Source organism: Collinsella aerofaciens (assembly GCF_040910245.1).
Classification (GTDB): Bacteria; Actinomycetota; Coriobacteriia; order Coriobacteriales; family Coriobacteriaceae; genus Collinsella.
Map to the genome: position 1 here is coordinate 166832 of NZ_JBDGAY010000001.1, position 26098 is coordinate 192929.

Sequence of the window (26098 nt, forward strand, 5' to 3'; positions counted from 1 at the left end):
TCAAATATGCGAAGCATTAAGCCTTCAGGCTCAGGCCCATGGACTCAAGCTTGTCCTTCACTTCCTCGATCGACTTAACACCGAAGTTACGGATGTTGAGCAGATCGTTCTCCGAGAACTCAACGAGCTGACGGACCGAGTGAATGCTGGCGCGCTTAAGGCAGTTGTAGGAACGGACGGAAAGGTCCAGATCCTCGATCTGCTTGTCCAGCTCGGCGTTGTCGTTGGTGACCTCGGGAGCGAAGATCGAAGCCTCCTCCTCGACCTCGGGGGTCTCGGCAAGGTTCATAAAGGCAGCCATATGCTGGTTGATGATATTGGCAGCCTGGACCACGGCGTCGCGCGGAGCGATGGAGCCGTTGGTCTCGATCTCGAGGACAAGGCGGTCGTAGTCGGTATGCTGACCGACACGGCAAGCCTCAACGAGCTTGGCGCAACGGGACACCGGCGAGTACAGCGAGTCGACGTGGATCACACCGATGGGATCGTTGTCGCGCTTGTTAGCCTCGCCAGAGACATAGCCGCGGCCATAGCCGATGCGCATGCTCATGGTGAGATGGCCACCCTCGGTGAGCGTAGCGATGTGCTGCTCGGGGTTGACCAGCTCAAACTCGGACGGAATAAAGAAGTCCGCACCGGTGACCTCGCAGGGGCCGTCAACCGAAATGGTGGCGGTCGCCTCGTCGGTCGTGCCGAGAGCCCTGAAGACAAGACCCTTGACATTCAGGACGATGTCGGTGACATCCTCGACCATGTTAGGGATGGTCATGAACTCGTGCTGCGCGCCATCGATCTGAATAGCCTCGACGGCGGCACCCTCGAGCGAGGACAGAAGAACGCGACGAAGGGAGTTACCCAGCGTATCGCCGTAGCCACGCTCGAGCGGCTCAACGGAGACACGAGCAGACGTCTCGTTAATCTCTTCGACCTGAACCTGAGGCCTAATGAATTCTGACATGTATTACCTCCAGCCTCAGCAGCCCGGATGGACTACTTAGAGTAGAGCTCGACGATGAGCTGCTCGTTGATATCACCGCTGATCTGCTCACGCGTCGGCAGAGCGAGCACGTTACCAGACAGCTTCTCGATATCGACCTCGAGCCAGCCAGGGACCTCGAAACGCTCGGAGGAAATCAGGGCCTCCTTGATGGGGAGGAGGTCACGGAACTTCTCGCCGACAGCGACGACGTCGCCGGCCTTGACGCGGTAGGACGGGATGTCCACGCGCTTGCCGTTCACGGTGAAGTGACCGTGACGGACGGACTGACGAGCCTCTTTGCGGGTGCGGGCGAAGCCAAGACGGAAGACGACGTTGTCAAGGCGAGACTCAAGGATGATCATGAGGTTCTCACCGGTGACACCGTTCATCTTACGGGCCTTGTTGAAGTAGCCGTGGAACTGCTTCTCCAGAACGCCATAGATGAACTTGACCTTCTGCTTCTCACGCAGCTGCATGCCGTACTCAGATTCCTTGCGACGGCGCTTGGGCTGACGGATAGATTCCTTCTTGCTGCTGTAACCGAGCTCAGCGGGATCGATCCCGAGCTGACGGCAGCGCTTAAGAACAGGAGTCCTGTCGATTGCCATATTGATACGATCCTTTCAGTTACACGCGGCGACGCTTCTTGGGGCGGCAGCCGTTGTGCGGGATGGGGGTCTTGTCCTGGATGCTCGAGACCTCGAGGCCAGCAGCCTGGAGGGAGCGGATGGCGGTCTCACGACCGGAGCCGGGGCCCTTGACGAAGACGGAAACCTTCTTCATGCCGTGCTCCATGGCCTGCTTGGCAGCAGCCTCGGCAGCCATCTGGGCAGCGAACGGCGTGGACTTACGGGAGCCCTTGAAGCCCACCTGGCCAGCCGACTTCCAGGAAATGACGTTGCCCTGGGGATCGGTGATCGAAACGATCGTGTTGTTGAACGTAGAACGAATGTGAGCCTGGCCCACGGAAATGTTCTTACGGTCCGCGCGCTTCAGACGGGCAGCGCGAACGTTCTTCTTAGCAGTAGCCATCTATCTAGCGCTCCTTATTTCTTCTTCTTAGCACCGATCTGACGCTTCGGGCCCTTGCGGGTACGAGCGTTAGTGTGGGTGCGCTGGCCGCGGACCGGGAGGCCCTTGCGGTGACGAAGGCCGCGGTTGCAGCCGATGTCCATAAGGCGCTTGACGTTCTGGTTGCGCTCACGGCGGAGGTCGCCCTCAACCATGATCTGGTTCTTGTCGATATAATCGCGGATGGCGTTAACCTCATCCTCGGTGAGGTCCTTAACGCGCGTATCCACGTTAACGTTGCACTCGACGCAAATCTTCGTCGCAGTGGTGCGGCCGATGCCGTAAATGTAGGTCAGACCGATCTCAACGCGCTTCTCACGCGGGAGGTCGACACCATTAATACGGGCCAACGTAGTCTCCTCTCTTAACCCTGACGCTGCTTATGACGGGGGTTCTCGCAAATGACGAGGACCTTGCCATGGCGCCTAATGATTTTGCACTTATCGCACATCTTCTTGACCGAAGGACGTACCTTCATCGTTCTTCCTTTCGGTAGCGCTCAAACTACTTCCCTACTATCTACTCGCCCAGCCGCAGGCGTTTAAAACTATGGCTGGTCTTCACACGCAAACCGACCGTAGGTTGAGCTAAGCCTGCAGTCGGAAAAGAGCGTGTATGTGTGTCGCTATTTATAGCGATAGGTGATGCGACCGCGGGTCAGGTCGTACGGGGAAAGCTCCACGACAACCCTGTCACCGGGGAGAATGCGGATGTAATTCATTCGGATCTTGCCAGAAATGTTGCACAGAACCGAATGACCGTTCTCGAGCTCAACCTTAAACATGGCGTTGGGCAGCGGCTCCTTTACCGTACCCTCGAGCTCAATTGCGTCTTCCTTCTTCACAAGCAATCATCTTTCTCTAGAAAACGACAGCGATTGAGTATTCTACAACACGTATGCACGCATCGTAATAACTTCGTAATGGCTCCACAACTACGTGGAACTTGTTACATTTCTCCGCCCTGGAGCGAACACCAGGATCCTTGCGCATCGGTGGTGAGAATCACCGGGCCGTAATCGGTGATGGCGACGGTGTTCTCGTAGTGCGCGGCGGGCAGGTGGTCGTTGGTCGTAACGATCCAACCATCGGAGCCCGTGCTCACATGATTGGATCCCATCGTAACCATCGGCTCGATGGCAATGACCATACCGGCCTGGAGACGAACGCCCCTCCCCTTCTTTCCATAATTTGGAACGTTGGGGTCCTCGTGCATCACATGGCCGATACCGTGCCCCACATAATCGCGAAGCACGCCATAGCCGTGAGACTCGGCGAGGGACTGGACGGCATAACCAATGTCCCCAATATGATTACCGGGAACAGCCTGCTCGATTGCAGCCTTAAGGCAATCGCGCGTAACCTCGCACAGGGCCTTGGCCTCGGGCGTGGGGGTACCGACGAAAAACGTCCAAGCGTTATCGCCGACCCAACCGTCGACAACGGCTCCCGTATCGATGGAGATGATATCGCCATCGCGCAGAATCATGTCGGGGTTGGGAATACCGTGGACAACGGCATCGTTGATCGATGCGCAAATGGTCCCCGGGAACCCGCCGTAACCCTTAAAGGCCGGGGTGCCACCATGCATGCGGATAATCTGCTCCGCAAGCTGATCGAGCTCAAAGGTCGAAACACCAGGGCGAACCATGGCTCCAACGTGGCGGAGCGCCATCTTAGATAGCGCTCCTGCCTTCTTCATCTGCTCGATTTGCGTTGCAGACTTAATCTTGATCATAGACCGAGAGCCTCTTTGACATCCCCGTACACGGTCTCGCGAGCCTGGTCACCGTTGACCGACTTGAGCAGACCCTGGCCACGATAGTAGTCGACGAGCGGGCTCGTGGACTTCTCGTAGACGTCGAGACGGTTCTTAATGGTCTCGGGCTTGTCGTCGTCGCGCTGATACATCTCGCCACCACACTTGGGGCAGGTAGCATCGGCAGCGGTGCCGGTGTAACCGCAGGCGCGGCAGGTGCGACGCGAAGACAGACGGTCGATGATGACCTCGGGGGCCACGTCGACCAGAAGGGCGCAGTCGATCTCGCGACCCATGGCGGAGAGCTCGGAATCGAGCGTCACAGCCTGGGCGGTGTTGCGCGGAAAGCCATCGAGAATGAAGCCCTGCTGGGCGTCATCGGCGGCAAGGCGCTCCTTGACAAGGTCGATCACGAGCTGGTCGGGAACGAGCTCGCCGGCGTCCATGTACTTCTTAGCCTGAATACCAAGCTCGGTGCCACCCTTGACGGCAGCACGCAGCAGGTCGCCCGTGGAAATGTGAGCGACGCCGAACTCGGCGACGAGCTCCTGTGCGACGGTGCCCTTACCGGCACCCGGAGCTCCGAGCAATACGAGGTTCATGAGCAATCCTCCTCTAGCCTATTTAAAGAATCCATCGTAATCATACATCTTGATCTGGCCTTCGAGCTTATCGACCGTGTCGAGCACGACGCCGACCATGATGAGGATGGACGTGCCGCCAAATGCCTGGATCAGATGGTTACCCGTGAAAGAGAAGATGATCGAAGGCACGATGGCGATGAGCGCCAAAAAGACAGCGCTGGGAAGCGTAATCTTGTTGAGCGCGTTCTTGATGTAGGCCGCGGTAGCCCTGCCCGGACGGACGCCCGGAATAAAGCCGCCCTGCTTCTTAAGGTTGTCGGCCGTGTCATCGGGGTTGAACACCATGGAGGTGTAGAAGTACGCGAAGAACACGATGAGGACAACGTTAAGCACCCAGTTGAGCCAACCGGTCGAAAGCGCGGAGGCAACTGCCTGGATCCAGCCGATGCCGGGGAAGAACACGGCAATCTGGGCCGGGAAGTACAGCAGCGCCGAAGCGAAGATGATCGGCACGACGCCCGCGGTGTTAACCTTGATGGGCAGGTAGGTGGTCTGGCCACCCATCATGCGACGGCCCACGACGCGCTTGGCGTAGGAGACCGGGATGCGGCGCTGGCCGCGCTCAAGGAAAACGATCAGCGGGATGACCAGCAAGATGATGGCGCAGATGATCACCATGGTGATGATGCCACCGGCGTTACCCTCGGTGCTGGAGAAGATCGCCTGCGGAAGACCGGCCATGATGTTCGCGAAGATGATCAGCGACATGCCATTGCCGATACCGCGCTGGGTGATGAGCTCACCAATCCACATGATCAGCATGGCGCCCGCGGTGAGCGTACCGACGATCATGAGGTCAAAGATGATCTCGGGAGCGCCGGCGCCATTAAAGCTGATGCCGAAGCTCTTAAAGAGGAAGAGGTAACCCACGGAGTTGAGGATTGCCAGAGCCAAGGTAAGGTAACGCGAATACTGCGTAATCTTGGTCTGACCGACCTCGCCCTCGCGGGCAAGCTCATGCAGGGAAGGCACGACGGCCTGGAGCATCTGGAGGATAATCGAGCTCGTGATGTACGGCATGATGCCCAAAGAGAACACCGAGACATAGCTCAACGCGCCACCAGAGAAAAGATTCAGGAGGGCCATAGCACCTGCGGCGACCGAGTTGCTCCCGGTCGAGAAAAGGCCCAGCATCCCCTGGAAGGGAATGCCGGGCACAGGAACGTGCGCACCAATGCGGTACACGACGAGCATAGCTATGGTAAAAAGAATCTTTTCGCGCAGTTCTTTGATGCGGAAAGCATTCTTAAGACCATTTAGCACGGCAGCTCGACCTTTCCGCCGGCGGCCTCGATCTTGGCCTGCGCAGAAGCGCTGACCTTGTCGACCTTGACCGTGAACTTCTTGGTGAGCTCACCATTGCCGAGCACCTTGACGGGCTCGAACTCGCTCTTGGTGATGCGAGCGGCCTTAAGAGCGGCACCGTCGATCACAGCGCCGTCCTCGAACTTACGCTCGAGACGCTCAACGTTGACGGCGGTGTACTCGATACGACGGGGGTTGCGGAAGCCCGGAAGCTTGGGCAGGCGCATAGCCAGCGGAGTCTGGCCACCCTCGAAGCCGGCACCCTTGGTGCCACCAGAGCGAGAGCCCTGGCCCTTCTGGCCGCGGCCAGAAGTGGTGCCGTGACCCGAAGAATTGCCACGGCCGACGCGCTTGCGGTTCTTGGTGGAACCGGGCGCGGGAGTAAGATCGTGAAGCTGCATTTGCTACTCCTCTACAATCTCGACAAGGTGCTTAACCTTGAAGATCATGCCGCGGACGGACTCGTTGTCAGCAATCTCGCGAACCTCGCGGATCCTGTGGAGACCGAGGGCACGGACAGTACGGACCTGGTCCTGCTTGCAACCGTTGGTGCTGCGGACCTGCTTGATCTTGATGGTGTCAGCCATGCTTAGTTCTCCTTACCGACGAACATCTCGGAGACCGTCAGGCCACGGCGAGCCGCGACGTCCTCAGGGCTGGAGAGCTCCTTGAGGCCTTCGACGGCAGCCTTGATGATGTTGAGGCCGTTGTCGGTACCGAGGGACTTGGACAGGACGTTCTTGATGCCAGCAAGCTCGAAGAGGGGGCGCACAGCGCCGCCGGCGATAACGCCGGTACCCTCGACAGCGGGCTTGATGATGATGCGGCCGGCACCAAAGTGACCGAGAACCTCGTGCGGGATGGTGCCCTGATCGGTCACCGGCACGTGGAACATGTTCTTCTTGGCATCGAGAGACGCCTTGGAGATGGCCAGGGGCACCTCAGCGGACTTGCCCATGCCAACGCCGACGTTGCCCTTGCCGTCGCCAACGACGACGAGAGCGACGAGGCTCATGCGACGACCACCCTTGACGGTCTTCGACACGCGGTTGATGTAAACGACGCGCTCCTCGAACTCGGAGGCCTCGCGCTGCTGCTTCTGATTACGAGCCATGTGCTACATACCTCCTAGAACTCGAGACCGGCGGCACGAGCACCGTCGGCGAGGGCCTTGACGCGGCCATGGTAGATACGGCCACCGCGATCGAAGGCGACCTTGGTGATGCCGGCCTCGATGGCGCGCTTGCCAACGAGCTGACCGACCTTCTCCGCAGCCTCCTTGTTCGAGGTGTGGGTGCCCTTGAACTCGGCCTCGAGGGTCGAGGCAGAGACGAGCGTCAGGCTGGAGCCCTTGCTGTCGTCGATGATCTGGGCATAGATGTTGGCGTTAGTACGGGTCACGCGAAGACGCGGACGCTCGGCGGTACCCGAGACCTTGCCGCGAACACGACGCTGACGACGCTTGAGGCCTTCCAGCTTCGCCTTATGCTTGTTCATACGTAAACTCCTAAAAAGGTTGATCTTGCCAGCACCTGACGGGGTGCTGGTCTTATGCGAGTGAGTCGGTTACGACTACTTGGCGGCCTTACCCAGCTTGCGGCGGATGTGCTCGCCAACATAGTGGATACCCTTGCCCTTGTAAGGCTCGGGAGGACGATGACCGCGGATCTCAGCGGCGATCTGACCGACCTGCTGCTTGTTGATACCCTTGACGTTCACGTGGGTGTTGTCGGGAACCTCGAAGGTGATGCCCTCGGGAGCCTCGACGATCACGGGGTGCGAGAAGCCCAGGGAGAACTCGAGGTTCTTGCCCTTCTGCTGCACGCGGTAACCGACGCCGGCGAGCTCGAGCTTCTTCTCGAAGCCCTCGGAAACGCCAACAACCATGTTGTGGATGAGGGCGCGGGTGAGGCCGTGGCGGGCACGGGTCTCACGCTCGTCGTCGGGACGGGAAACGGTGAGGACGTTGTCCTCGACGTTGATAGCGAGCTTCTCAAAGACATCGAGCTCGAGCTGGCCCTTGGGGCCCTTGACGACAACGTTGTTGCCGTTGACTGCCACTTCGACTCCGGCGGGAATCTGGACAGGCTTATTACCGATACGAGACACGGTGATCTCCTTTCCTTCTACCTACCGAGCGAATTACCAGACGTAAGCGATGATCTCGCCGCCGACGTTGTGCTTGCGAGCATCGCGGTCGGTCATGACGCCATGGCTGGTGGAAATAATAGCGGTACCAAGGCCACCGCGGACGCGGGGCATGTCGGCAACGCCGGTGTACTTACGCAGGCCCGGCTTGGAAATGCGGCGGATGCCGTTGATGACCTTAGCCTTCTTGGGACCATACTTAAGCGTGATGTGCAGAGTCTTCTGGGGAACGGTGTCCTCGACATCGTAGCCCTCGATGTAGCCCTCCTCGTGCAGAACACGAGCGATCTCGACGAGCTTCTTGCTGCTCGGCATGGAGACCGTGGCCTTGTTCACAGAGTTAGCGTTACGGATGCGCGTAAGCATATCTGCGATCGGGTCTGTAAGGTTCATACAGATTCTCCTTCGTTCTTGATGAACACGTGCTCTTGGTTCTTCGCCGCCCTTAACGGCAAAGCCTAACTAGCGCGTTTTCCCTGTTCCAAACGGATGCTTGAAACGCTGGTAGTGACTTACCAGCTGGCCTTCTTAACGCCGGGAAGCTCGCCCTTGAGTGCAAGCTCACGGAAGCAGACACGGCACAGGCCGAACTTGCGGTACACAGAGTGCGGACGGCCGCAGCGCTGGCAGCGCGTGTACTCACGAGTAGAGAACTTCTGCTTGCGATTGCACTTGACGATCATCGATGTCTTAGCCACTTATATCCTCCTCACATAGAGTATTGTTCGCCCCAAACGCCGCCCCTTTGTGGGAACGGCGCTTATAGGGCAGGTGAACCTATTTCTTGAACGGGAAACCGAAGGCGTCCAGAAGGGCCTTGGCCTCCTCATCGGTGTTGGCGGTGGTCACGAAAGTGATGTCCATACCACGCTGGTGATCGACGGAATCGAAGTCGATCTCGGGGAAGATGAGCTGCTCGGTGACGCCCATGGAGAAGTTACCACGGCCGTCGAAGCTCTTGGCGGAGATGCCGCGGAAGTCGCGGATACGGGGGATCGCGACGGAGGTCAGACGATCGAAGAACTCCCACATACGGTCGCCACGCAGGGTAACCTTGCAGCCGATCGGCATACCAGCGCGCAGGCGGAAGGTAGCGATGGACTTGCGGGCACGGGTGATCATCGGCTGCTGGCCGGTGATGGCGCGCAGGTCGCGCACGGCACCGTCGATGGCCTTGGAATCGGTAGCGGCCTCGCCGACACCCATGTTCACGACGATCTTCTCAAACTTGGGGATCATCATGACGTTCTCGTACTGGAACTTGTCCTGAAGCTGCTGCTTGACCTCGTTGTTGTACTTGGTCTTCAGACGCGGCACATACTTCTCTTCTGCCATTGTTCACTCCTTCTTGGGGTTTTAAGCACGGGGCGTGGCCACGGTGGGTTGTCCTCGTGCCTCCTGGCTGCATCCGCGCCGCTCATGGCATTTCGCGGTTTGGACTCGACGCAGCAGGAGCCGACAAAACAATCGGTACTATACGCGCATTGGGTGTGTATTTCCAGAAAAACCTCGTCTGCCTGCACAACTCCACAACTCCCCCGCACAAATGGGTCCCAAAAAGCAGTTGCGGTGAAATAGGGACTGTTTGATGGCTTAACAGGCTTAAACAGTCCCTATTTCACCGCAACTTATATATGGGCGTTATTTTTGGCGAGGCAGGACCAGGTTGAGGACGACGGCGACAAGTGCGGCGACGGCAATGGAGGATCCGCCAAAGACGGTGCCGACCCATGCGGGAAATCCAGCGCCGGCAAGCGCGCCGGCCGTGCGCTCGATGCCCGTGCCAAAGGCGATAGAGAGGCCCATGAGCGTGGTATCGCGCTGAGACAGGCCGTGGCGGGCAAACATGACCACGCCGTTCATGCCGATGGTCGCGAACACTCCGATCGTGGCGCCGCCGATTACTGGCTGCGGAATGGATGTGAGCACTGCCGCGCACTTGGGCAGCAGGCCCGCGATGAGCAAGATGGCGGCGGCAAGCGTAAAGACCATGCGGTTGACGACCTTGTTCTCGGCGATAATGCCCACATTCTGGCCAAAGGTTGCCGTGGGGACGCCGCCCAAGAAGCCCGACAGCATACCGACCAGGCCGTTGGCGATCAGGCCACCCGAGATCTGGCTATCGGTCGCAGGGGTATCGAGCGCAGCGGAAGACACGGCGGCAAACTCGCCCATGACCTGCACGGCGTTAACAATGGCGACAACGCCCACGACGGCGCACGCGGCCGGATCGAACACCAGGCGATGGGCGCCTAGGGCCGGCGGGGCGAACCAGCTGGCGGTCGCGATGGCCGAGAAATCGACCATGCCCAGTACCGCAGCCAAAACAAAGCCCGCGCAGATACCGGCCAGGATGCTGCCCAGCCTAAGGGCGCCCTTGCCATAGTTGCCCGCCATAAAGGTGACGACAAACGTCACGAGCGCGACGGCCCAGTTGGTGACGCTGCCAAAATCGGCAGCGCCCTCCCCGCCCGCCATGGAGGCAACTGCCACCGGGCACAGCGACAGGCCAATGACAAAGATGACGGTGCCGAGCACCGGGGCCGGGAACAGAAAACTCACGCGCCTAAACAGCAAGCCGAAAAGCACGACGAGCGCGCCGCCGATTACTTGGGCGCCCAGCACGGCCTCAAAGCCAAGCTCGAGACCGACCGCCTTGAGCGCCGGCACGAAAGTAAAGCTCGCGCCCATCACGATGGGCAGGCCCGAACCGACGACACCTTTTATGGGGAACTGTTGAAGGAAAATGTCGAGCGCCGAGAGAACCAGCGATGCCTGAATGACGGCGGCTTCCTCTTGAGGGGTAAAGCCGCAGACCGACGCAATGATGATGGCGGGCGTGACGATGCCCGCGAACGCCGCCAGCACATGTTGCAACGCATGGGGCAATACCTGCACAAACGATACTTTTCCCGTACGCTCGAACAGGGCGTCCCCTGCTGCCGACTCTGCCATTTGCGCCTCCCATACTCTAGGCAGCGGCCCTATGCCGCCCAACGGGCGGACATTATAGGGCATATGGCACAGGTAGCATTTTGACCCGCATGCGGCAGAGGGCCGGGGCAGCTCATTTGGGATGCGACTAGCGTTTGCGGGGGACGAGTTTGGTGCGGCGCAGGTGGATCATCTCGGCGGCGATGGAGATAGCGATCTCCTCGGGGTCCTCGGCCTCGATGGCGACACCGATCGGCAGGTGCAGCTCGTCGATCTGCTCCTGCGTAAAGCCCTCCTGCTCCAGGCGGGCGCGCACAAAGGCCGTCTTGCGGCGCGATCCCAGGCAACCCAGGTAGGCAGGCTTGGCGCGCATGGCCTGAATCACCACGTCTATATCGGACTTGTGACCCGCCGTGGCGACGACCACCAGGTCGCGCGGGCCGATGGGGCACTGCTTGCTCAGGTTCTTGTAATCGACCAGGCGACGATCGTAGACACCGGGCACCCATTCGGGGGTCAACGTGCCGGGGCGGTCGTCGCAAGCCACGACGGCAAAGCCCGCCGCCGTGAGCACCCGCGCCGTCGCGGCGCCCACGTGTCCGCAGCCAAAGATGTAGGTCAGGCCCTCGGGGCAGAGCGTCTCGATGTGCGCCGGGGGAATCTCGGAGGCGGCGTTGGTGTAGGTGACCTTACTCCCCTCCTCCACCAGCGAAAGCCCGGGGCAGCCCGCAATGGTGCGGCGCGATTCCTCGCCATGGTACTCGGCCACATCGCCCTCGAGCGCGCTCGCGATAAACGGCTCAAAGTCGATGACGAAGTCGCCGATGCGCCGAAAGGCCAAGACGTCGGCAATTTCCTGGAACAACGGTGCCTGGGTCGCATCCAGATGCAGGTAGCACAGGCAGATGGCTCCGCCGCAGATCATGCCGGTATCGGAGTTCTCGCCGCCCATGGTGTAGCGGACCAGACGCGACTGACCCGCGCTCAGGAGCTCGCGCGCCTCGTCCAGCGCAAAGAGCTCAATCTTGCCGCCGCCGATGGTGCCCGCCTGGCTGCCATCGGCAAAGACGGCCATCCATGCGCCCACACCGCGCGGTGACGACCCTGCCGTGCCGGCAACTACCACCAACTCGCACGTCTTACCGGCCTTCAGAGCGCCAAGCGCAGCATTCACCACATCGAGCTTTTCCATTGCAATTTCCTATCCCTGGAATACACCGGTGAGCATAGCGAGTGCCTCGAGCACGCCGCCGCCGACCGACGTCGCCTTGTCCGAAATGTAGTTGATATAGCTGGCATCGCCGCGCGGATCGACATCGGCGCATTTAAAGCCCTCAGTCACCTGCACGCCATCGGCCAAAAGGCCGCGCAAGCAGCCGTCAATCTGCGTGACCATGGGAGTATCACCCGCATACCCGATCACATCGCCGGCGCTCACGATGTCGCCGATTGCGTGGTCGGACCGAAACACGCCGGCGGCGGGGCTGTGGATAACGCGCTCTTTACCATAGCCGGCGATAATGCCTGGCACGCCCGTGTTGGGCTGGGGCGAACCTTGGGTAATGACACGGCCGAGAAAATGCCCGCGCATGGTCTCGACCACGGCATCGCAGTCAACCGGCGCGGTAAAGCCCGGCCCCACGGCGATGACGGCAGGCGCCATGTCGCGCGTGGTACCCAAGTTGCGCTTAGCCAAAATCGCGTCGACCACAGCCGCGGGTTTCAACTCACCGAGCATCTTGGCCTGGGGGTCCACCACAACGGCGACGTCTCCGGCCTCGTTAATCGCAAGCGCCTCAGCCGGCGTCTGTGCCAAGCGAGCGCGAATGCCTTCGACCTCGACCTCGCCCAGGCGAATGGCCTCGCAAAAACTGATTGTGCGGCGGATGCACGTGGGAACCGCAATATCGGCCATAACGACCGACACGCCGGCGCGCACCAAGCGAGCGGCGACGCCCGTGGCGATATCGCCGGCACCGCGAACATAAACGAGCATTCCCGGGGCACCTCCCTGTGCTACGGTTTGAGCAGAGCAAAAGCGGTTCGACCGCTACTCTGATGATTATTTATTATCACAGTATTATACGGCGGTGAACAGATGGAAACGACGAGCGGAAACCTTGCCTCCGCGCTCAAGATCGAGCCGGGCATTACCGCAATTATCGGCAGTGGCGGCAAGTCGACATTGCTGAAAACGCTGGGTCTCGAGCTCATGCGCGCCGGCGGCAGGGTACTTCTCTGTACCACCACGCACATGTTTCCCGTCGCCGGTGTGCCATGGGACGGGTCGAACCGTCGCCTGGACGCCGCGCCTTGGAAGCCGGGGACCCTGCATGTTCCCGGCTGCACCTGCGAGGCATGCACGGGACTTGCCCGCGGAAGCATCTGCCAGGCAGGCGTCTTGGACCCGGAGACAGGCAAGCTCTCCGCCCCCGCCGAGCCGCTCAGCAAACTGGCGCAGCGCTTTGACTATGTGTTGGCCGAGGCAGATGGCAGCAAGCGACTCCCGCTCAAGGCGCATGCCGCCTGGGAGCCGGTAATTCCCGACGCCACGGCAAACGTTGTCTGGGTCGTCGGCGCTTCGGGGCTGGGCAAGCCCGTCGCCGAGGTTGCCCACCGCCCCGAGCTCTTCTGCGAGCGCTGCGGCTGCGAGCCCACCGACGCTGCCACCCCAGAGCGCGTCGCCATGGTGCTCAATGCCGAGCTGCGAATGCTGAACCTCAACAATGCCCGCATCATGCTCAACCAAGTCGACACGCTTGCCGACCCAACGATGGCAGATTGCTTCGAGGCAGCCCTCGGCAGCCCCATCGTCGCCACCAGCCTCCAGGGGTAGCTAAAAGAGCCCCGTCCCAAATTAGCTACCCTGACGGCATCCTTGCTGCTAGCGGGGGACGTAGCGACCGGGCTGGGCTCCGGTGGGCTCGCCGTCGCGCGCAGCCAGCACGCCGTTCACAAACACGGCTTTGGCGCGACCATGCGCCTCAAAGCCCTCGAGCGGCGTGTAGTCCACAGCCTGGTGCTGCGTCGCGGCACTGATCGTCCAGCGCGCCTTGGGATCCCACACGCACACGTCGGCATCGGAGCCCTCGGCAAGACAGCCCTTGCGCGGATACATGCCAAAGACGCGCGCCGGGTTCTCGCTCATCAAGCGGCACAGATCCTCGGGGCCCAGCTGCCCCTCAAAGCTCGTAGCAATCGCGACGGGGCGATGCTCCACACCGGGTCCGCCGTTGGGAATCGCGCGGAAGTCGTCGCGCCCGCGGTCCTTTTGCCCGTGCAGGTTAAAGCTGCAGTGGTCGGTCGCGATCGTATCGATCTCGCCGGCCACAAGCGCCTCGCGCAGTGCCGCACGGTCGCCCGCATGGCGCAGCGGCGGGCTCATCACATACTTGGCACCCGCAAAGCCGTCCTCTCCCTGCTCCAAGTAGCACGTATCGTCGAGCATCAGATACTGAGGGCAGGTCTCGACATAGATATTCTTCTGCCCGCGCGCCTTGGCGGCACGAATGGTCTCGAGCCCCAGCTTGGTCGAAAGGTGCACCACGTTGACCGGTGCGTCGCCGGCCAGGTGCGCCAGATATAGCAGACGGCTCACCGCCTCGGCCTCGCACACATCCGGACGGCTGAGCGCATGGCCCTCGGGCCCGTGTATACCCTGCTCGTACACGCGCTTCTGCAGCTCATTCACCAGCGTACCGTTCTCGCAATGCACGCACAGGATACCGCCCAGGCGCTTGAGCTCCTCGAGCACCTCGAGCGTCTCGGCATCGTCCAAGCGCAGGTGGTCATAGGCAAAGTAAGTCTTGAACGACGATACGCCCGCCTCGCGCATGGCCGAAAGGTCGGCGCGGTTGCGCTCGTTCCACTCGGCGAGTGCCATATGAAAGGCGTAGTTTGCCGTGCAGGTTCCGTCGGCGCGGCGATGCCACTCGGCCAAGGCATCGGGCATAGTCACGCCGCGATCGGCCGTCGCGTAGTCCACGATGGTCGTCGTGCCGCCGCAGGCAGCCGCACGCGTGCCGGTCTCAAAGCTATCGGCTGTCCAATCCATGCCAGTCCAGCACTGCATGTGCGTGTGGCCGTCGATAAAGCCGGGAAACACCCAGCAGCCCGCGGCATCCTCGACGGTATCGCCCTCGGCAGGCTCAATCGCCGCGGCGATCCGCACGATCTTATCGCCCTCCATGGCAAGATCGGCGCGGCGAAGTCCCTGTGGCGTCACGAGCGCGCCGTTTTTGATGATGATCATAATTGCTCCTTATTGATTGATGCTGTTGGCCACGCGATCAAAATACGAGCAGGCGGCGATATGCTCCGTTATGCGTCGCTGTCCCTTGGCGGTATCGACGTCCCACAGCTCGTAAGCACGCGCATCGACCAACACCACGTCGGTACGGTCCTTGAGGATCGAACCGCCGCCGTCCTTGCCCTCAAGACACATAAGCGCATCGAACAGTTCCGCCGGAAAGAGCACCGGGCTCGAAGGCTCACCGTTGCACGCAAGACGCACCGGATGCTTGCGGCCACGCTCGTCAAATGCACGAACCATGGCATCAAAAGAATCCGAACTCACGAGCGGCTGGTCGCCCGGCAAAAAGAGGCAGCCTTTCCAGTTGCGTTCGACTCCCCACGAAAGGCCCGCACGGACGCTTTCGCTGCGCAGCTCGCCATCGTGCAGCACGCACGAACAATGCTTGTCCTCGCAAATCTGGGCGACCTCGGGCCAACGCGTCGAAACCACGACGTCAAAGCCCCGGGGAACCGAATCGATGGTCCGGGCAATCAGCGGCTCGCCATAGATATCGGCGAGCATCTTGTTAGAGCCAAACCGCTTGCCTTCGCCCGAAGCCATAATCACGCAACCGAGTTTCATCTCAGCAAACCTCCCCTGGCCACCTTGGACACCATAGTTGCTATACCCACCATACCAAGCTCACACTCCGTCGGAACAGGCACGCACTCGTTTTTCCAGCGAACGCCCCTTGGCTCTCCATAGCACAAAGGAGGGCACCCCGCGACGCAGGGCACCCTCCTCAATGGTGCAGATATGCCTACTCAGCGTCGCCGGTAAACGTGGTACCGGTCTTGCCGGCAAGGCCATCGCGCGCCTTCTCGAGCAGCGTGATGAGCGCCGTGCGGCCCGGCTTGCTCTCGGCAAATGTCGAGGCCGCCTGGACCTTGGGCAGCATGGAGCCGCGACCGAACTCGTTGGCCTCGGACAGACGCTTTACGTCAGCCGCGGTCAGCGTGTCGAGCCACTGCTCGTGGTCGGTGCCAAAGCCAATGGCAACCTTCTCCACAGCCGTCAGGATAACCAGGGCATCGGCGTCGAGCTGCTCGGCAAGCTTCTCGGCCGCAAAGTCCTTATCGATGACGGCGGCAGCGCCCTTAAGGTGGTTGCCCTGGGCCTTGGTGACGGGAATGCCACCGCCGCCGCAGGAGATCACCACATGGTTGAACTCGACGAGCGACTTAATGGTGTCGAGCTCGACGATGTTCACGGGCTTGGGCGAGGCAACCACGCGACGGAAGCCCTGCTTCTCGTCGTGGATGAACTGATAGCCGCGATCGGCCTCCAGCTCCTTGGCCTCGGCCTCGCTCATCCACGGACCGATCGGCTTGACCGGGTCGGCAAAGGCCGGGTCGTCCGCCGCAACCTCGACCTGGGTGAGCACGGTCGCGACACCCTTGTCGATATTGCGGTCGAGCATTTCCTCGCGCAGCGCATTTTGCAGGTCATAGCCAATGTAGCCCTGGCTCATGGCGCCGCAAACGGACAAGGGGCAGGGAACGTACTTCTGAGGATTAGAGCGCGTGAGCTCAGCCATCGCGTTGGCGATCATGCCCACCTGGGGACCGTTGCCGTGCACGACGACGACCTCGTTGCCCTCCTCGATCAGGTCGACGATGGCCTTGGAAGTCGTCTTGACGGCCTCCATCTGCTCGGGAAGGTTGGCGCCGAGGGCGTTTCCGCCCAAGGCGACAACAATACGCTTAGCCATTTCTCAGCCCAGCTTTAGGCCTGGAACCAACGGGCGGTGTTGCGCTCGTCGAGGGCCTTGAGGGTAGCGGCGGGATCGGCAACCTTCTGCAGGAACATCATGGCAGCGATGGCGTACGGCTTGTAGCTGGCCTCCTTGTACATGCCCACGCGGTGCATGTCGAAGACGTCGGCGTTGACCTCGCCGTGCTCGCAGGAGACACCGGAGATGTCGGCGGGCAGCGGGTGCATAAAGATGGTGTCCTGGCCGTTGGCAGTCTTCTCCATGAGCTCGGTCGTGGAGCACCAGTCCTGATGGGTGGCGTTCTGGGCGAGCAGCTCCTTCTCGAGCGCTGCGATGCCGGCGTCGTCGCCCTCGGCGTACAGGTTGGTGCGCTTCTCCATGGCGGCAAACGGAGCCCAGCTCTTGGGGATCACGATGTCGGCGCCCTCGAAGGCCTCGGCCATGGTGTTGACCTGCTTAAAGGTGGTGCCGGACTCGGCGGCATAGGTCTTGGCGCGCTCGACGACCTCGGGCATGAGGTCGTAGCCCTCGGGGTGAGCCAGGGTGACGTCCATGCCAAAGCGGGGCAGCAGGCTGATCAGCGACTGCGGGCAGGACAGCGGCTTGCCGTAAGAGGGCGAATAGGCCCAGGTGACGGCAACCTTCTTGCCCTTGAGGTTCTCAAGACCGCCAAACTCGTTGATGAGGTAGAGCATGTCGGCAGAGGACTGCGTGGGGTGATCGGAGTCGGACTGCAGGGAGATGAGCGTGGGACGGTGATCCAGAACGCCATCCTCGTAAGCCTGCTGGACAGACTCGGAGACCTCAGCCATGTAGGCGTCGCCCTTGCCGATGTACATGTCGTCGCGGATGCCGATGACGTCGGCCATGAAGGAAATCATGGTAGCGGTCTCGCGGACGGTCTCGCCGTGAGCGATCTGGGACTTCTTCTCGTCCAGGTCCTGCAGCTCAAGGCCGAGCAGGTTGGCGGCCTTAGAGAAGGAGAAGCGCGTACGAGTGGAGTTGTCGCGGAACAGGGAGACGGCAAGACCGGAGTCGAAGATCTTGGACGAAACGTTGTTCTCGCGCAGCTCGCGCAGAGCGTCGGCGACGATGTAGAGCGCCTTGAGCTCATCGGTGGTCTTGTCCCAGGTGTGCAGGAAGTCGCTGCCGTACATACCCTTAAAATCGAGGCCGTTCAGCTGCTCGACGAGCTCGGTAAACTTGGCGTCCATGGAAATGTCCTTTCTAAAGATGAAACGATCGCAATGAGTAGATGTGCTCCGGCATGCGCGCGTGGCTAGAACATGCAGAGCACCATGACGAGGACCCGCTACCGTTGAGGAAGCATGGGAGATAACGACCGCGGGCCCCAAGTCAACAGGGGGTGCCGGGGGCATAAACTGTCCCCGGCTCAACAAGATCGAGGAATGGGACTAGTCGATCTTGTTGTTGGTCAGACCGGCGCGGAACACGGTGGCATCGCCATCGGCCTGGCTCGGATCGTAGAGGTTCAGGGCAGCCACATACATGGCGGCAGCGGTGACCAGGTCGTCCTTGTAGGTGACCTCGTTGGGAGCGTGAGCCTGAGACTCGGCACCCGGGCCAAAGCCGACGCAGGGGATGCCGTAGCGGCCCTGGATGGAAACGCAGTTCGTGGAGAAGGTCCACTTGTCGCACAGCGGACGACCGGTGCGCTTGTCCATGCTGGGCTCGCAGCCGATGCGCTCGTCACCGAACATGGCCTTGTGGGCGTCGACGAGGGCCTTGACGTGCGGAGCGGTCTCCTTGTTGATCCACGTGGGGAAGTAAGCCTCGGTCTCGTAGACCTCGCCGGTCCAGGACGGACGGTCGTACATGTACATGGAGACCTTCACGTCGTCGCCGTACTTCTTGGCGGCCGGCAGGTTACGGATCTCGTCCAGGCAGGACTCCCAGGTCTCACCAGCGGTCATGCGACGGTCGATGGAGATGGCGCAGGAGTCAGCGACGGCGCAACGGCTGGGGCTGGTGTAGAAAATCTGGCTGACGGTGCAGGTGCCGCGGCCCAGGAAGCGGGCGTCCTCGAAGTGCTCGGGGTTGTACTTGGGGTCGAGCATCTTGACGAGGCCCTTGATGTCGGTCGACTCGTCGCAGCCGTTGTTGTTGAGGGCGCGGACGTCGGCGATGATGTCGGCCATCTTGTAGATGGCGTTGTCGCCGCGGTCGGGAGCAGAGCCGTGGCAGGAGGTGCCGTGAACGTCGACGCGGATCTCCATGCGGCCGCGGTGACCGCGATAGATGCCGCCGTCGGTGGGCTCGGTGGAAATGACGAACTCGGGCTTAATGCCGTCCTTGTTGTAGATGTACTGCCAGCACATGCCGTCGCAGTCCTCTTCCTGGACGGTGCCGACGACCATAATCTTGTAGCCCTCGGGGATGAGGCCCATGTCCTTCATCATCTTGGCAGCGTAGGTAGCAGAAGCCATGCCACCCTCCTGGTCGGAGCCGCCGCGGCCATAGATAATCTCGTCGGTCTCGTAGCCCTCATAAGGATCGGCATCCCAGTTATCGATGTTGCCGATGCCAACGGTGTCGATGTGAGAGTCGATGGCGATAATCTTGTCGCCCTCGCCCATAAAGCCCATAACGTTGCCCAGGCCGTCGACTTTGACCTCGTCATAGCCAAGGCTCTCCATCTCGGCCTTGATGCAAGCGACAACCTCACCCTCCTCGCAAGACTCAGAGGGGTGGGAGATCATTGCGCGAAGAAAACGCGTCATATCAGCACGATGAGACTCAGCAGCGTTTTTAATTGCCTCGAAATCGAGTTCCTTAGTCATAACAGTCAACCTTTCTACAAGGGTTTACCTACAGGTAGATATTTCAGATAGATCACTTGTGCCAAGCAGTGTGAGGTCGAGTACCCGGCAAGCAAGTAAACGTAGGAGGCGGACGGAGGACTTTGCTCCGTCGCGAGTTCCGCACGAGCCGGAGAGCACTTAATGTGCTCTCCGTGCGAGCAGGACTGTCCGAGCAGGGAGTAAAGTCCTCCGGCTGCCTCCGGACAGGTCAGTCTGCTAGCAGGTCGGATACTCGCCCTCCCAGACGATGCGACGGTACTGATCCGGATCCGTGTCACCTTCCGTGGAGAAGCAGAGCACAGAGCTCGTCTTGTCCAGGCCGATGAGCTCTTTGAGCTCGGCGTACTCGGGATCGAGCATGAGGGTCTCGACCAGGCCGGTGGTCACAGCGCCGGACTCGCCGGAGATGACGCGCGGGTCGCCCTTCTCGGGAGCGCCCAGGGTGCGCATGCCGCGAGCGGTGACCCAGTCGGGGCAGGACACGAAGGCGGTAGCGTGGTTGCGCAGGATATCCCAGCCCAGGATGTTGGGCTCGCCGCAGCACAGGCCGGCCATGATGGAGGGCATGTCGCCGTCCACGATGCGCGGGTCGCCGTCGCCGGCGGCAGCGCCCTTGTACAGGCAGGCGGCCGGAGCGCACTCGACCACGACAAAGGTGGGCGGGTTATCGGGATACAGGTTGGTGAAGTAGCCCACCACGGCGCCGGCCAGCGAGCCTACACCGGCCTGGACAAAGACGTGCGTCGGGCGGTTGATGGCCATCTCGCGCAGCTGCTCGGCAGCCTCGGAAGCCATGGTGCCGTAGCCCTCCATGATCCAAGACGGGATCTTCTCGTAGCCCTCCCAGGCGGTGTCCTGAACGATAACGCCGCGCTCGCAGGCGTCGGCCTCGGCGGCGGCCATGCGCACGCACTCGTCGTAGTTGACCTCTTCGATGGTCACCGTGGCGCCCTCGGCAGCGATGTTATCGAAGCGGGGCTTGGTGGAACCCTTGGGCATGTGCACGACAGCCTTCTGGCCCAGCTTGTTGGCAGCCCATGCCACGCCGCGGCCATGGTTGCCGTCAGTGGCGGTAAAGAAGGTGGCCTGGCCAAAGTCCTTGGCAAGCTGATCGGAGGTCAGGTAATCGAAGGTGCACTCGGCAACGTCCTTGCCAGTCTCGTCGGCAATGTAGTTGACCATGGCAAACGAACCGCCCAGAACCTTAAAGGCGTTGAGGCCAAAGCGATAGCTCTCGTCCTTAACGCACAGGTTGGACAGGCCCAGGCGCGCGGCCTGGCCATCCAGGCGGGCAAGCGGAGTGACGGTATATTGAGGGAACGACTGGTGGAAGGCGCGGGCCTTCTTCACGTGGTCGAGGCTCATGATTCCCAAGTGCTTGTCATCGCTCTTGGGCATCGTGTTGCCCGCCCACTGGATCTTATCGGCCATACGGTGAACTCCTTAAGTCCTCTCTTGCCGGCCCCCGCATACGCGTTTCAGCCCGATCCCATTCACACGGCTGAACTTTTATGTGGATGCCAAACAAAAAGTTTGTTAGCACTGTTCTATCACACTTTTTGATTGGTATACCTAACAAATTGTTTGTTGCCGTAATCGGTACTTTTTCGCCGCCGAACGGTCACATAACGCAGCGACGCTTTCGTTATTTGCGAACAAGTGGGGTTTATGGCAAAGTGTGCCCAAACTAATTTTTAGGAAGGCACCTATGACCCCCGCACAGATTGAGTTTTATAAGCGCCTTGCACACGGCCTGGCGCTCCAATTTGGCCCCAACTGCGAAATCGTCGTCCACGACCTGGAGACCGAGGACGTGGACCACTCCATCGTAGTGATCGAAAACGGCCACGTCAGCGGGCGCAAGCTGGGTGACGGCCCCAGCCATATTGTGTTTGAGTCCATGCACGAGGGCACCACCGACGTGCACGACCGCGAGCCATACCTCACCAAAACCACCGATGGCAAGCTGCTCAAGTCCTCGACGATCTTTATCCGCAACGATGAGGGCAAACCCGTCGGCATTTTGGGCATTAACTTTGACATTACACTTATGAAGGCTTTTGAGCGCTCGCTCGATGCCTTTACCGGCACCGGCGGCACGGGCTACACCGAGCCCGAGCCCATTACCAAAAACATCGGCGACCTGCTCGAAGACCTGCTGCGCGAGTGCGAACAGTTTGTGGGCAAGCCCGCGGCGCTCATGACCAAAGACGAGCGCATCCGCGCCATTGGCTACCTCGACCGTCGCGGCGCCTTCCTCATTTCCAAGTCGAGCGAGCGTGCCTGCGAGTTCTTTGGCATCTCTAAGTACAGCTTCTATAGCTACCTCAACGAGGCAAAGGCTGCCGCCGGCGACAAATAGTCAGCGTGCCTGCACCCCTCCCCTTTTGGGCGCGAGTTCTGGAATGCATGAATCCGAGAGTCGGCCGCAAGACAAGTTCCATATAATCGATGAATGTGAGTATTTCGAAAGGATGGAACAAGATGGGGTCGAGCAACGCATCGCGCAACGGCCGCGGAGGCACCGTTTCTGGCGCCAGGCATGCGAAACACGCGTTTGGCGAGGGCGAAGAGGGCCTTTTTGCGCTTAGCCTCGACGACGTGATGAGCGACCGCCCCTGGACCGCCGAGGAACTCATGGGCGGCGGAGCTCGCCCGACAAGTGCAAAGCCCGCACCTTCCGCCACGTCCGCGCCGGCATCCGTGCCCGCGGACGACTTTGCCACCCGCCCCATCGTGCAGACGACGCGTAAAGCCGCCCCTGCACCCCGTCCTGCTAGCGATCCGTCCGAGACGGCGGCGTTTCTTGCTGCAGCGGCACAGCGCCCCACGGCAGATAGCACGATTCGCTACGCTGCCCCGCAGCAGTCGGCATACACGGCTCCCGAACCCGAGCTCGAGCCGCCTGTCATGGATCTGGATGATCTTTCCAACCGCCAGTTTGCCTTTGATTCCTGGACGGCGATAGATCTGGACGAGACCTCGGCCGGTATGCCGGCACTCGACATTCCGGTAAACCCCCTGTTTGCGGCTGCCGAGGAACGCAACTCCGCATACGACAACACCGCAGCGTACGCCAACCGCCCGAGCGAACAGGCTCGCGCCGGCCGCATCGAAACCGAGGATTACGGCCAAGCGTCGCGCGGCTATTCTCGTGACCCGTTTGCTGCCGCGCCCGCTGCCGATTACAACCAAGCGAGCGTAAAGGCAGCCTCGGCATCGTCGTATACCCACGGCACCGACGATAAGCGCGCTGCCGATTACCACACCGAAGAAAAACCGCCGCACTTTTCGGAGTTTTCGCAGGCGGCAAAGGTTGTCTTTATCGCCATCATCATCGCCCTGCTCGGCGTGATCGCGTTTGAGGGATTCCAGCTATTCCGCGGCCCAACCGCATCCGAATCGGCAACGCAGAAAGCAGAGGACGACAACCAGTACCTGGACATCAACACCCTCAAGGGCGACCCCAACAGCTAGGTTGGAACATAAGCTATGCCGCACCCCCGTTTACGTGCAGTTTTACACTTTTCCGTAATTTGGGCGGCTCGAATTTAACACTTTTCCGTACTTTCATACGGCTGATTTCGACACTTTTCCGGATGTTTGCCGAATAATTGCCGCGTAATCAAGCGCCGTCTGCACATCATTTCGCAGGCGGCGCTTGATTTCTGTCCGCGCGTGCTGATAGACTCCATCGTGCCCGCAAGGAGCGGGCGCGTTTTATCCAGAGTCGGGGTAGAGAGTTGGCTCCACGATCCCGACGCCAACCGGCCAAGAGGCACGGTGGCCCTGCCAACATCGATGAAAGGAGTCCGTATGGACAATTTCTCCGTGCGCAACGAGCGCAACTTCCACAACCTGATCGTCAAACCGAATCACATACATCTTCTGGATAAGCCAAATGGCTACGTCTCGGCCATGGTCAAGAGCAGCCTCTCCCACCAGATGCGCTTTACCGTGCAAAAGCTCGAGGAAGAACTCTGCACCGCCGGCAACCCGCACGTGCTGCAGATCAAGCTGCTCGGAGATGACTCTCGTGAGCCGTCCAGCTGGATGCTCTTCGCCGACGGCGCGTGCGTTGCGGACGGATCCGGCGCCTTTGCCCGCGAGTGCTACTGCGAGGGCGCCGAGGTGTTCCTGGATCTGTGTCGCGATGCCGTCGAGACTGCCGAACTGCGCCAGTGGAACCAGAGGGAGTACGAGCTGCTGAGTGCCGCGCGCGGGATCGCGGGGGTGTAGGCAGACAGACCAGACAGCTCGTCATACTGGTTGACGTTTCGATTCAAACAGCATGGCGGAGTCGCGCTTACAGCTCCGCCATGCCAAACCGAATGGCGTTCTCAAAAGGCCTACCTCCCCTCCGCCTTCAGTCTCAGCAGCAGGTCGCCCAGCTCGGGGCACTTGCTGGAAAGGCGTGTCTGGGCCCGCTCGCCCATCCCCCACCGCTGGCGGACTTCCTGGGCGCGCGGGCTCACGTGGTAGTCCCCGTCCATCATCTGCCTGAGCAATTTGGCGGTTATGCGCGCATCGGCCAGAGCACTGTGGGCGTGCCCCGTCGACTCGTCAAACTCGATGCCAAACCACGTTGCCGCGTCGCCCAACGAGACGCGCCCGTGGCTGCCAACGTCCATGATCGAGGTGTAAAACGCCTGCAGGTCGGCCCAGTCCGTAGGAAATGCGGAAAGGTCGACGTGTTTTGCCTGGCACTCGGTCAAAAGCTGTCGACGATCCGCCCCGCTCCAGCAAACTATCTGGGCGGAGTAGCGACCGATCCAATCGCTGAGCCTTTTGATCACCACATAGAGCGGATCGGCCATCGCGGTGTCCACGGCCGATATCCCCGTAAGCTCGCGGACGGGAAACGCAACGCCTTCGGTAAATTCCGTCTGCACAAACTGCGAGAACTCACCCATAACGTTGCCGTGGTAATCGAGCTTGACGGCGCCGACCTCGATAATCTCGTTGCGCAGTCCACGGCGCTGGCGCTGCTTTGGCACCGGCGCAAACTCAAAGTCCAGCACAATCTGGCGCGCAAAGATCGTCGTATCGATAGCCGAGATACACGGCGTCTTTTCAGCTGACACGGTTATGGCCTTTCTCCGTCGCCTGCCGCCTGCTACATAGCTACATAGGCGGCTATATTGCCGTAAGGATAGGCGCCCGCGCGGACATGAAATCGCCCAGCGCGGCCACCCGGCACCCTTGCGTAAAGCCGCGCTTTGAGATGGCCACGTCGCTGTTATTAGCGAACATATATTCGTATTTATGACTGCAGTTTGATAGACTGGTTATTGTTGACGGCAGCTCCATGTGCCGGGCAGCGCCCTCCATGCGACGGGAGGTGATGCCCATGACCGATCTGACTGATTTCGTGAAGCTCCTGACCGCTTTGGTCTCGCTCCTCACGGCGCTTATCGGGCTTACCGAGGCACTCAAGCAGCGTACGAAGCAGAAAAAGAGGGGTCGACGCCACTAAGGCATTGACCCCTTAATCGAAGTAACGGCGCTGCCCAGCTATCACCCTTGGGCTGCCGTCAGCCTTATTCTACCCACGGCTGCCAGGTTTACCAAATGGATTTTCGGTAACGGAAGCACGGCACGCCCGCAAAACCACTACGCCCCAAGTGCCGCCATGGGGATCACCGCCACGCCGTCGTCGCGTGTGTAGGCAATGCTCCCCTTTCCAACCACGACCGCCAAAAACGCCGGCGCGGCATTCTGGGCGGCAGGATTGGAGAACACTTTCCTCTCCGGCGCCCTGAGATTTCTCGCTCCATCGTCTGCTTTCGCATCACTCAGCTTGACCTCGATGGCTCCCCAGCGCCCGTCGTGCTCAACGTTCAGATCGACCTCAAGGGCCTTCTCATCTCGGAAATAATGGACACTGTTGTCGACACCGCCGTAGGTGGAAAGGAACACGCGCACGTCGCGCAGAACGAGGTTCTCAAAGAGCATCCCCAACGTTTGCATATCGCCAAGCAGCCGCTCAGGGGTAGCCCCCAGCAACGCCGCCGCAAGTGACGGGTCGCAGAAGTAGCGCTTGGGGCGCACGCGAACGCGGGCCTTCGAGCGCATGGGCGGCTCCCATCCGCACAGGTCCTCGGTCAGCTTGAGTCTGTTGAAGAGATCCAGGTGCGCAGCGATGGTCCTCTCGTCGGGGCCCGCCTCACCGTACGAGGCGTCCTTTATAAGCGTCTTGTACGTGACAGCCTGACTCTCGTTCATGGCAAGAGCTCGCAAAAGGCCGTGTGCAAGCTCGGGCGATCATGCGATATGCGAAATTACGCCATTCTCAATGCTGATTTTACGCTACTTTCAATGTAGTTTTTACGCCATTTTCATTGAAGGTTTTCCTTGATTATCAACTTCAACCGAACACCTCCCACATTCATCCGCACATGTGCGGATGAATGTGGGAACCCGATACCC

The 26098-nt window shown here is 60.5% G+C and carries 32 protein-coding genes, 1 pseudogene and 1 riboswitch; of the genes and pseudogenes, 5 read left to right on the forward strand and 28 right to left on the reverse strand.

The features are described 5' to 3' along the window. Positions 1-16 precede the first annotated feature (16 nt). The 20 genes from AB5Z20_RS00690 to yqeB form a co-directional block, all read right to left on the reverse strand. Positions 17-958, reverse strand: coding sequence for a DNA-directed RNA polymerase subunit alpha (locus tag AB5Z20_RS00690; RefSeq protein WP_006235276.1), 942 nt, complete (start codon positions 956-958; stop codon positions 17-19). 32 nt (positions 959-990) lie between these two features. Further along, the gene (gene rpsD, locus AB5Z20_RS00695; protein ID WP_006235275.1) at positions 991-1587 is read right to left on the reverse strand and encodes a 30S ribosomal protein S4; all 597 of its coding nucleotides are present in this window, start codon (positions 1585-1587) and stop codon (positions 991-993) included. A gap of 19 nt (positions 1588-1606) precedes the next feature. Further along, positions 1607-2011, reverse strand: coding sequence for a 30S ribosomal protein S11 (rpsK, locus tag AB5Z20_RS00700; RefSeq protein WP_006235274.1), 405 nt, complete (start codon positions 2009-2011; stop codon positions 1607-1609). Between the two features lie 14 nt (positions 2012-2025). Continuing rightward, a complete protein-coding gene (gene rpsM, locus AB5Z20_RS00705) occupies positions 2026-2400 on the reverse strand; it encodes a 30S ribosomal protein S13 (RefSeq protein ID WP_022094275.1) in 375 nt (124 codons plus the stop codon). A gap of 14 nt (positions 2401-2414) precedes the next feature. Further along, on the reverse strand, positions 2415-2528 hold the full coding sequence (gene rpmJ / locus AB5Z20_RS00710; protein ID WP_006363204.1) for a 50S ribosomal protein L36: 114 nt from the start codon (positions 2526-2528) through the stop codon (positions 2415-2417). Positions 2529-2675: 147 nt separating this feature from the next. Further along, positions 2676-2894 (reverse strand): translation initiation factor IF-1, encoded by a 219-nt coding sequence (gene infA / locus AB5Z20_RS00715; RefSeq protein WP_035137443.1) that lies wholly within the window; start codon positions 2892-2894, stop codon positions 2676-2678. Positions 2895-2998: 104 nt separating this feature from the next. Continuing rightward, complete coding sequence (map, locus tag AB5Z20_RS00720) at positions 2999-3787, reverse strand: type I methionyl aminopeptidase (RefSeq protein ID WP_368155854.1); 789 nt, start codon at positions 3785-3787, stop codon at positions 2999-3001. Further along, entirely contained in the window at positions 3784-4410 is a 627-nt protein-coding gene (locus AB5Z20_RS00725; RefSeq protein ID WP_006235269.1) for an adenylate kinase, read from the reverse strand. Before AB5Z20_RS00725 ends, map begins: the two co-directional genes overlap by 4 nt. Before the next feature lie 18 nt (positions 4411-4428). After that, entirely contained in the window at positions 4429-5715 is a 1287-nt protein-coding gene (gene secY, locus AB5Z20_RS00730; RefSeq protein ID WP_118270229.1) for a preprotein translocase subunit SecY, read from the reverse strand. Continuing rightward, positions 5709-6158 carry a 50S ribosomal protein L15 gene (gene rplO / locus AB5Z20_RS00735; protein WP_006235267.1) on the reverse strand — a complete coding sequence of 150 codons (450 nt, stop codon included), beginning with the start codon at positions 6156-6158 and terminating at the stop codon, positions 5709-5711. The genes secY and rplO overlap by 7 nt, the downstream gene beginning before the upstream one ends. A 3-nt stretch (positions 6159-6161) precedes the next feature. After that, positions 6162-6344: a 50S ribosomal protein L30 gene (gene rpmD, locus AB5Z20_RS00740; RefSeq protein WP_006235266.1), complete on the reverse strand. Its 183-nt coding sequence runs from the start codon at positions 6342-6344 to the stop codon at positions 6162-6164. A gap of 2 nt (positions 6345-6346) precedes the next feature. Continuing rightward, positions 6347-6871, reverse strand: coding sequence for a 30S ribosomal protein S5 (gene rpsE / locus AB5Z20_RS00745; protein WP_195364328.1), 525 nt, complete (start codon positions 6869-6871; stop codon positions 6347-6349). Between the two features lie 14 nt (positions 6872-6885). Next, positions 6886-7254 carry a 50S ribosomal protein L18 gene (gene rplR / locus AB5Z20_RS00750; protein WP_055252235.1) on the reverse strand — a complete coding sequence of 123 codons (369 nt, stop codon included), beginning with the start codon at positions 7252-7254 and terminating at the stop codon, positions 6886-6888. 75 nt (positions 7255-7329) lie between these two features. Then, on the reverse strand, positions 7330-7866 hold the full coding sequence (gene rplF / locus AB5Z20_RS00755) for a 50S ribosomal protein L6 (RefSeq protein ID WP_006235263.1): 537 nt from the start codon (positions 7864-7866) through the stop codon (positions 7330-7332). Positions 7867-7899: 33 nt separating this feature from the next. After that, positions 7900-8298: a 30S ribosomal protein S8 gene (gene rpsH, locus AB5Z20_RS00760; RefSeq protein ID WP_006235262.1), complete on the reverse strand. Its 399-nt coding sequence runs from the start codon at positions 8296-8298 to the stop codon at positions 7900-7902. Positions 8299-8417: 119 nt separating this feature from the next. Beyond that, positions 8418-8603 (reverse strand): type Z 30S ribosomal protein S14, encoded by a 186-nt coding sequence (locus tag AB5Z20_RS00765; RefSeq protein WP_022094280.1) that lies wholly within the window; start codon positions 8601-8603, stop codon positions 8418-8420. A 79-nt stretch (positions 8604-8682) separates the two neighbouring features. Next, complete coding sequence (rplE, locus tag AB5Z20_RS00770) at positions 8683-9240, reverse strand: 50S ribosomal protein L5 (protein WP_006235260.1); 558 nt, start codon at positions 9238-9240, stop codon at positions 8683-8685. Positions 9241-9546: 306 nt separating this feature from the next. After that, positions 9547-10860 (reverse strand): uracil-xanthine permease family protein, encoded by a 1314-nt coding sequence (locus tag AB5Z20_RS00775; RefSeq protein ID WP_368155856.1) that lies wholly within the window; start codon positions 10858-10860, stop codon positions 9547-9549. 127 nt (positions 10861-10987) lie between these two features. Beyond that, positions 10988-12031 (reverse strand): XdhC family protein, encoded by a 1044-nt coding sequence (locus AB5Z20_RS00780; protein ID WP_368155857.1) that lies wholly within the window; start codon positions 12029-12031, stop codon positions 10988-10990. 9 nt (positions 12032-12040) lie between these two features. Further along, a complete protein-coding gene (yqeB, locus tag AB5Z20_RS00785; protein ID WP_368155859.1) occupies positions 12041-12835 on the reverse strand; it encodes a selenium-dependent molybdenum cofactor biosynthesis protein YqeB in 795 nt (264 codons plus the stop codon). Positions 12836-12937: 102 nt separating this feature from the next. Here yqeB and yqeC point away from each other — a divergent pair, with 102 nt between their 5' ends. Beyond that, complete coding sequence (gene yqeC / locus AB5Z20_RS00790; protein ID WP_368155861.1) at positions 12938-13675, forward strand: selenium cofactor biosynthesis protein YqeC; 738 nt, start codon at positions 12938-12940, stop codon at positions 13673-13675. Positions 13676-13723: 48 nt separating this feature from the next. Here yqeC and hydA read toward each other — a convergent pair whose 3' ends face one another. The 6 genes from hydA to dpaL form a co-directional block, all read right to left on the reverse strand. Further along, a complete protein-coding gene (gene hydA, locus AB5Z20_RS00795) occupies positions 13724-15091 on the reverse strand; it encodes a dihydropyrimidinase (protein WP_368155863.1) in 1368 nt (455 codons plus the stop codon). Between the two features lie 9 nt (positions 15092-15100). After that, the gene (locus AB5Z20_RS00800) at positions 15101-15715 is read right to left on the reverse strand and encodes a nucleotidyltransferase family protein (protein ID WP_368155864.1); all 615 of its coding nucleotides are present in this window, start codon (positions 15713-15715) and stop codon (positions 15101-15103) included. Positions 15716-15893: 178 nt separating this feature from the next. Beyond that, positions 15894-16844 (reverse strand): carbamate kinase, encoded by a 951-nt coding sequence (gene arcC, locus AB5Z20_RS00805; RefSeq protein WP_368155866.1) that lies wholly within the window; start codon positions 16842-16844, stop codon positions 15894-15896. A 14-nt stretch (positions 16845-16858) separates the two neighbouring features. Then, positions 16859-18061 carry a knotted carbamoyltransferase YgeW gene (gene ygeW, locus AB5Z20_RS00810; protein WP_195544492.1) on the reverse strand — a complete coding sequence of 401 codons (1203 nt, stop codon included), beginning with the start codon at positions 18059-18061 and terminating at the stop codon, positions 16859-16861. A gap of 201 nt (positions 18062-18262) precedes the next feature. Next, positions 18263-19648: a YgeY family selenium metabolism-linked hydrolase gene (locus AB5Z20_RS00815; RefSeq protein WP_117746608.1), complete on the reverse strand. Its 1386-nt coding sequence runs from the start codon at positions 19646-19648 to the stop codon at positions 18263-18265. 237 nt (positions 19649-19885) lie between these two features. Continuing rightward, complete coding sequence (gene dpaL, locus AB5Z20_RS00820; RefSeq protein ID WP_368155867.1) at positions 19886-21100, reverse strand: diaminopropionate ammonia-lyase; 1215 nt, start codon at positions 21098-21100, stop codon at positions 19886-19888. A gap of 277 nt (positions 21101-21377) precedes the next feature. Between dpaL and AB5Z20_RS00825 the strand changes: the two genes are divergently transcribed. The 3 genes from AB5Z20_RS00825 to AB5Z20_RS00835 all read left to right on the forward strand — a co-directional run bounded on the left by AB5Z20_RS00825 (position 21378) and on the right by AB5Z20_RS00835 (position 23908). After that, positions 21378-22031, forward strand: coding sequence for a transcriptional regulator (locus tag AB5Z20_RS00825; RefSeq protein ID WP_368155869.1), 654 nt, complete (start codon positions 21378-21380; stop codon positions 22029-22031). Between the two features lie 122 nt (positions 22032-22153). Further along, positions 22154-23146, forward strand: a complete 993-nt coding sequence (locus AB5Z20_RS00830; RefSeq protein ID WP_368155871.1) for a hypothetical protein — start codon at positions 22154-22156, stop codon at positions 23144-23146. A 240-nt stretch (positions 23147-23386) separates the two neighbouring features. Next, positions 23387-23477, forward strand: a riboswitch (SAM riboswitch). Between the two features lie 8 nt (positions 23478-23485). Continuing rightward, entirely contained in the window at positions 23486-23908 is a 423-nt protein-coding gene (locus AB5Z20_RS00835; protein ID WP_368155872.1) for a hypothetical protein, read from the forward strand. Positions 23909-24018: 110 nt separating this feature from the next. Here AB5Z20_RS00835 and AB5Z20_RS00840 read toward each other — a convergent pair whose 3' ends face one another. Beyond that, positions 24019-24753: an exonuclease domain-containing protein gene (locus AB5Z20_RS00840; protein ID WP_368155874.1), complete on the reverse strand. Its 735-nt coding sequence runs from the start codon at positions 24751-24753 to the stop codon at positions 24019-24021. A 266-nt stretch (positions 24754-25019) separates the two neighbouring features. On the opposite strand from AB5Z20_RS00840, the gene AB5Z20_RS00845 reads away from it, so the two are divergent. Then, complete coding sequence (locus AB5Z20_RS00845) at positions 25020-25145, forward strand: hypothetical protein (RefSeq protein ID WP_255413426.1); 126 nt, start codon at positions 25020-25022, stop codon at positions 25143-25145. Positions 25146-25282: 137 nt separating this feature from the next. Here AB5Z20_RS00845 and AB5Z20_RS00850 read toward each other — a convergent pair. Continuing rightward, positions 25283-25912: pseudogene (locus tag AB5Z20_RS00850) on the reverse strand (DUF4143 domain-containing protein); the annotation flags it as partial. Between the last annotated feature and the right edge of the window lie 186 nt (positions 25913-26098).

Bases quoted from the DNA above. Each gene is read 5' to 3' on its own strand.
- rpsH (WP_006235262.1), bottom strand. From the start codon at position 8,298: ATGAACCTTACAGACCCGATCGCAGATATGCTTACGCGCATCCGTAAC.
- dpaL (WP_368155867.1), bottom strand. From the start codon at position 21,100: ATGGCCGATAAGATCCAGTGGGCGGGCAACACGATGCCCAAGAGCGAT.
- rplO (WP_006235267.1), bottom strand. From the start codon at position 6,158: ATGCAGCTTCACGATCTTACTCCCGCGCCCGGTTCCACCAAGAACCGC.
- AB5Z20_RS00815 (WP_117746608.1), bottom strand. From the start codon at position 19,648: ATGACTAAGGAACTCGATTTCGAGGCAATTAAAAACGCTGCTGAGTCT.
- yqeB (WP_368155859.1), bottom strand. From the start codon at position 12,835: ATGCTCGTTTATGTTCGCGGTGCCGGCGATATCGCCACGGGCGTCGCC.
- rpsE (WP_195364328.1), bottom strand. From the start codon at position 6,871: ATGGCTCGTAATCAGAAGCAGCAGCGCGAGGCCTCCGAGTTCGAGGAG.
- yqeC (WP_368155861.1), top strand. From the start codon at position 12,938: ATGGAAACGACGAGCGGAAACCTTGCCTCCGCGCTCAAGATCGAGCCG.
- AB5Z20_RS00775 (WP_368155856.1), bottom strand. From the start codon at position 10,860: ATGGCAGAGTCGGCAGCAGGGGACGCCCTGTTCGAGCGTACGGGAAAA.
- rpmJ (WP_006363204.1), bottom strand. From the start codon at position 2,528: ATGAAGGTACGTCCTTCGGTCAAGAAGATGTGCGATAAGTGCAAAATC.
- AB5Z20_RS00780 (WP_368155857.1), bottom strand. From the start codon at position 12,031: ATGGAAAAGCTCGATGTGGTGAATGCTGCGCTTGGCGCTCTGAAGGCC.
- AB5Z20_RS00725 (WP_006235269.1), bottom strand. From the start codon at position 4,410: ATGAACCTCGTATTGCTCGGAGCTCCGGGTGCCGGTAAGGGCACCGTC.
- arcC (WP_368155866.1), bottom strand. From the start codon at position 16,844: ATGGCTAAGCGTATTGTTGTCGCCTTGGGCGGAAACGCCCTCGGCGCC.
- hydA (WP_368155863.1), bottom strand. From the start codon at position 15,091: ATGATCATCATCAAAAACGGCGCGCTCGTGACGCCACAGGGACTTCGC.
- AB5Z20_RS00835 (WP_368155872.1), top strand. From the start codon at position 23,486: ATGGACAATTTCTCCGTGCGCAACGAGCGCAACTTCCACAACCTGATC.
- rplE (WP_006235260.1), bottom strand. From the start codon at position 9,240: ATGGCAGAAGAGAAGTATGTGCCGCGTCTGAAGACCAAGTACAACAAC.
- AB5Z20_RS00800 (WP_368155864.1), bottom strand. From the start codon at position 15,715: ATGAAACTCGGTTGCGTGATTATGGCTTCGGGCGAAGGCAAGCGGTTT.
- rpsK (WP_006235274.1), bottom strand. From the start codon at position 2,011: ATGGCTACTGCTAAGAAGAACGTTCGCGCTGCCCGTCTGAAGCGCGCG.
- rpsD (WP_006235275.1), bottom strand. From the start codon at position 1,587: ATGGCAATCGACAGGACTCCTGTTCTTAAGCGCTGCCGTCAGCTCGGG.
- AB5Z20_RS00830 (WP_368155871.1), top strand. From the start codon at position 22,154: ATGGGGTCGAGCAACGCATCGCGCAACGGCCGCGGAGGCACCGTTTCT.
- AB5Z20_RS00825 (WP_368155869.1), top strand. From the start codon at position 21,378: ATGACCCCCGCACAGATTGAGTTTTATAAGCGCCTTGCACACGGCCTG.
- ygeW (WP_195544492.1), bottom strand. From the start codon at position 18,061: ATGGACGCCAAGTTTACCGAGCTCGTCGAGCAGCTGAACGGCCTCGAT.
- AB5Z20_RS00845 (WP_255413426.1), top strand. From the start codon at position 25,020: ATGACCGATCTGACTGATTTCGTGAAGCTCCTGACCGCTTTGGTCTCG.
- map (WP_368155854.1), bottom strand. From the start codon at position 3,787: ATGATCAAGATTAAGTCTGCAACGCAAATCGAGCAGATGAAGAAGGCA.
- AB5Z20_RS00690 (WP_006235276.1), bottom strand. From the start codon at position 958: ATGTCAGAATTCATTAGGCCTCAGGTTCAGGTCGAAGAGATTAACGAG.
- rpmD (WP_006235266.1), bottom strand. From the start codon at position 6,344: ATGGCTGACACCATCAAGATCAAGCAGGTCCGCAGCACCAACGGTTGC.
- rplR (WP_055252235.1), bottom strand. From the start codon at position 7,254: ATGAACAAGCATAAGGCGAAGCTGGAAGGCCTCAAGCGTCGTCAGCGT.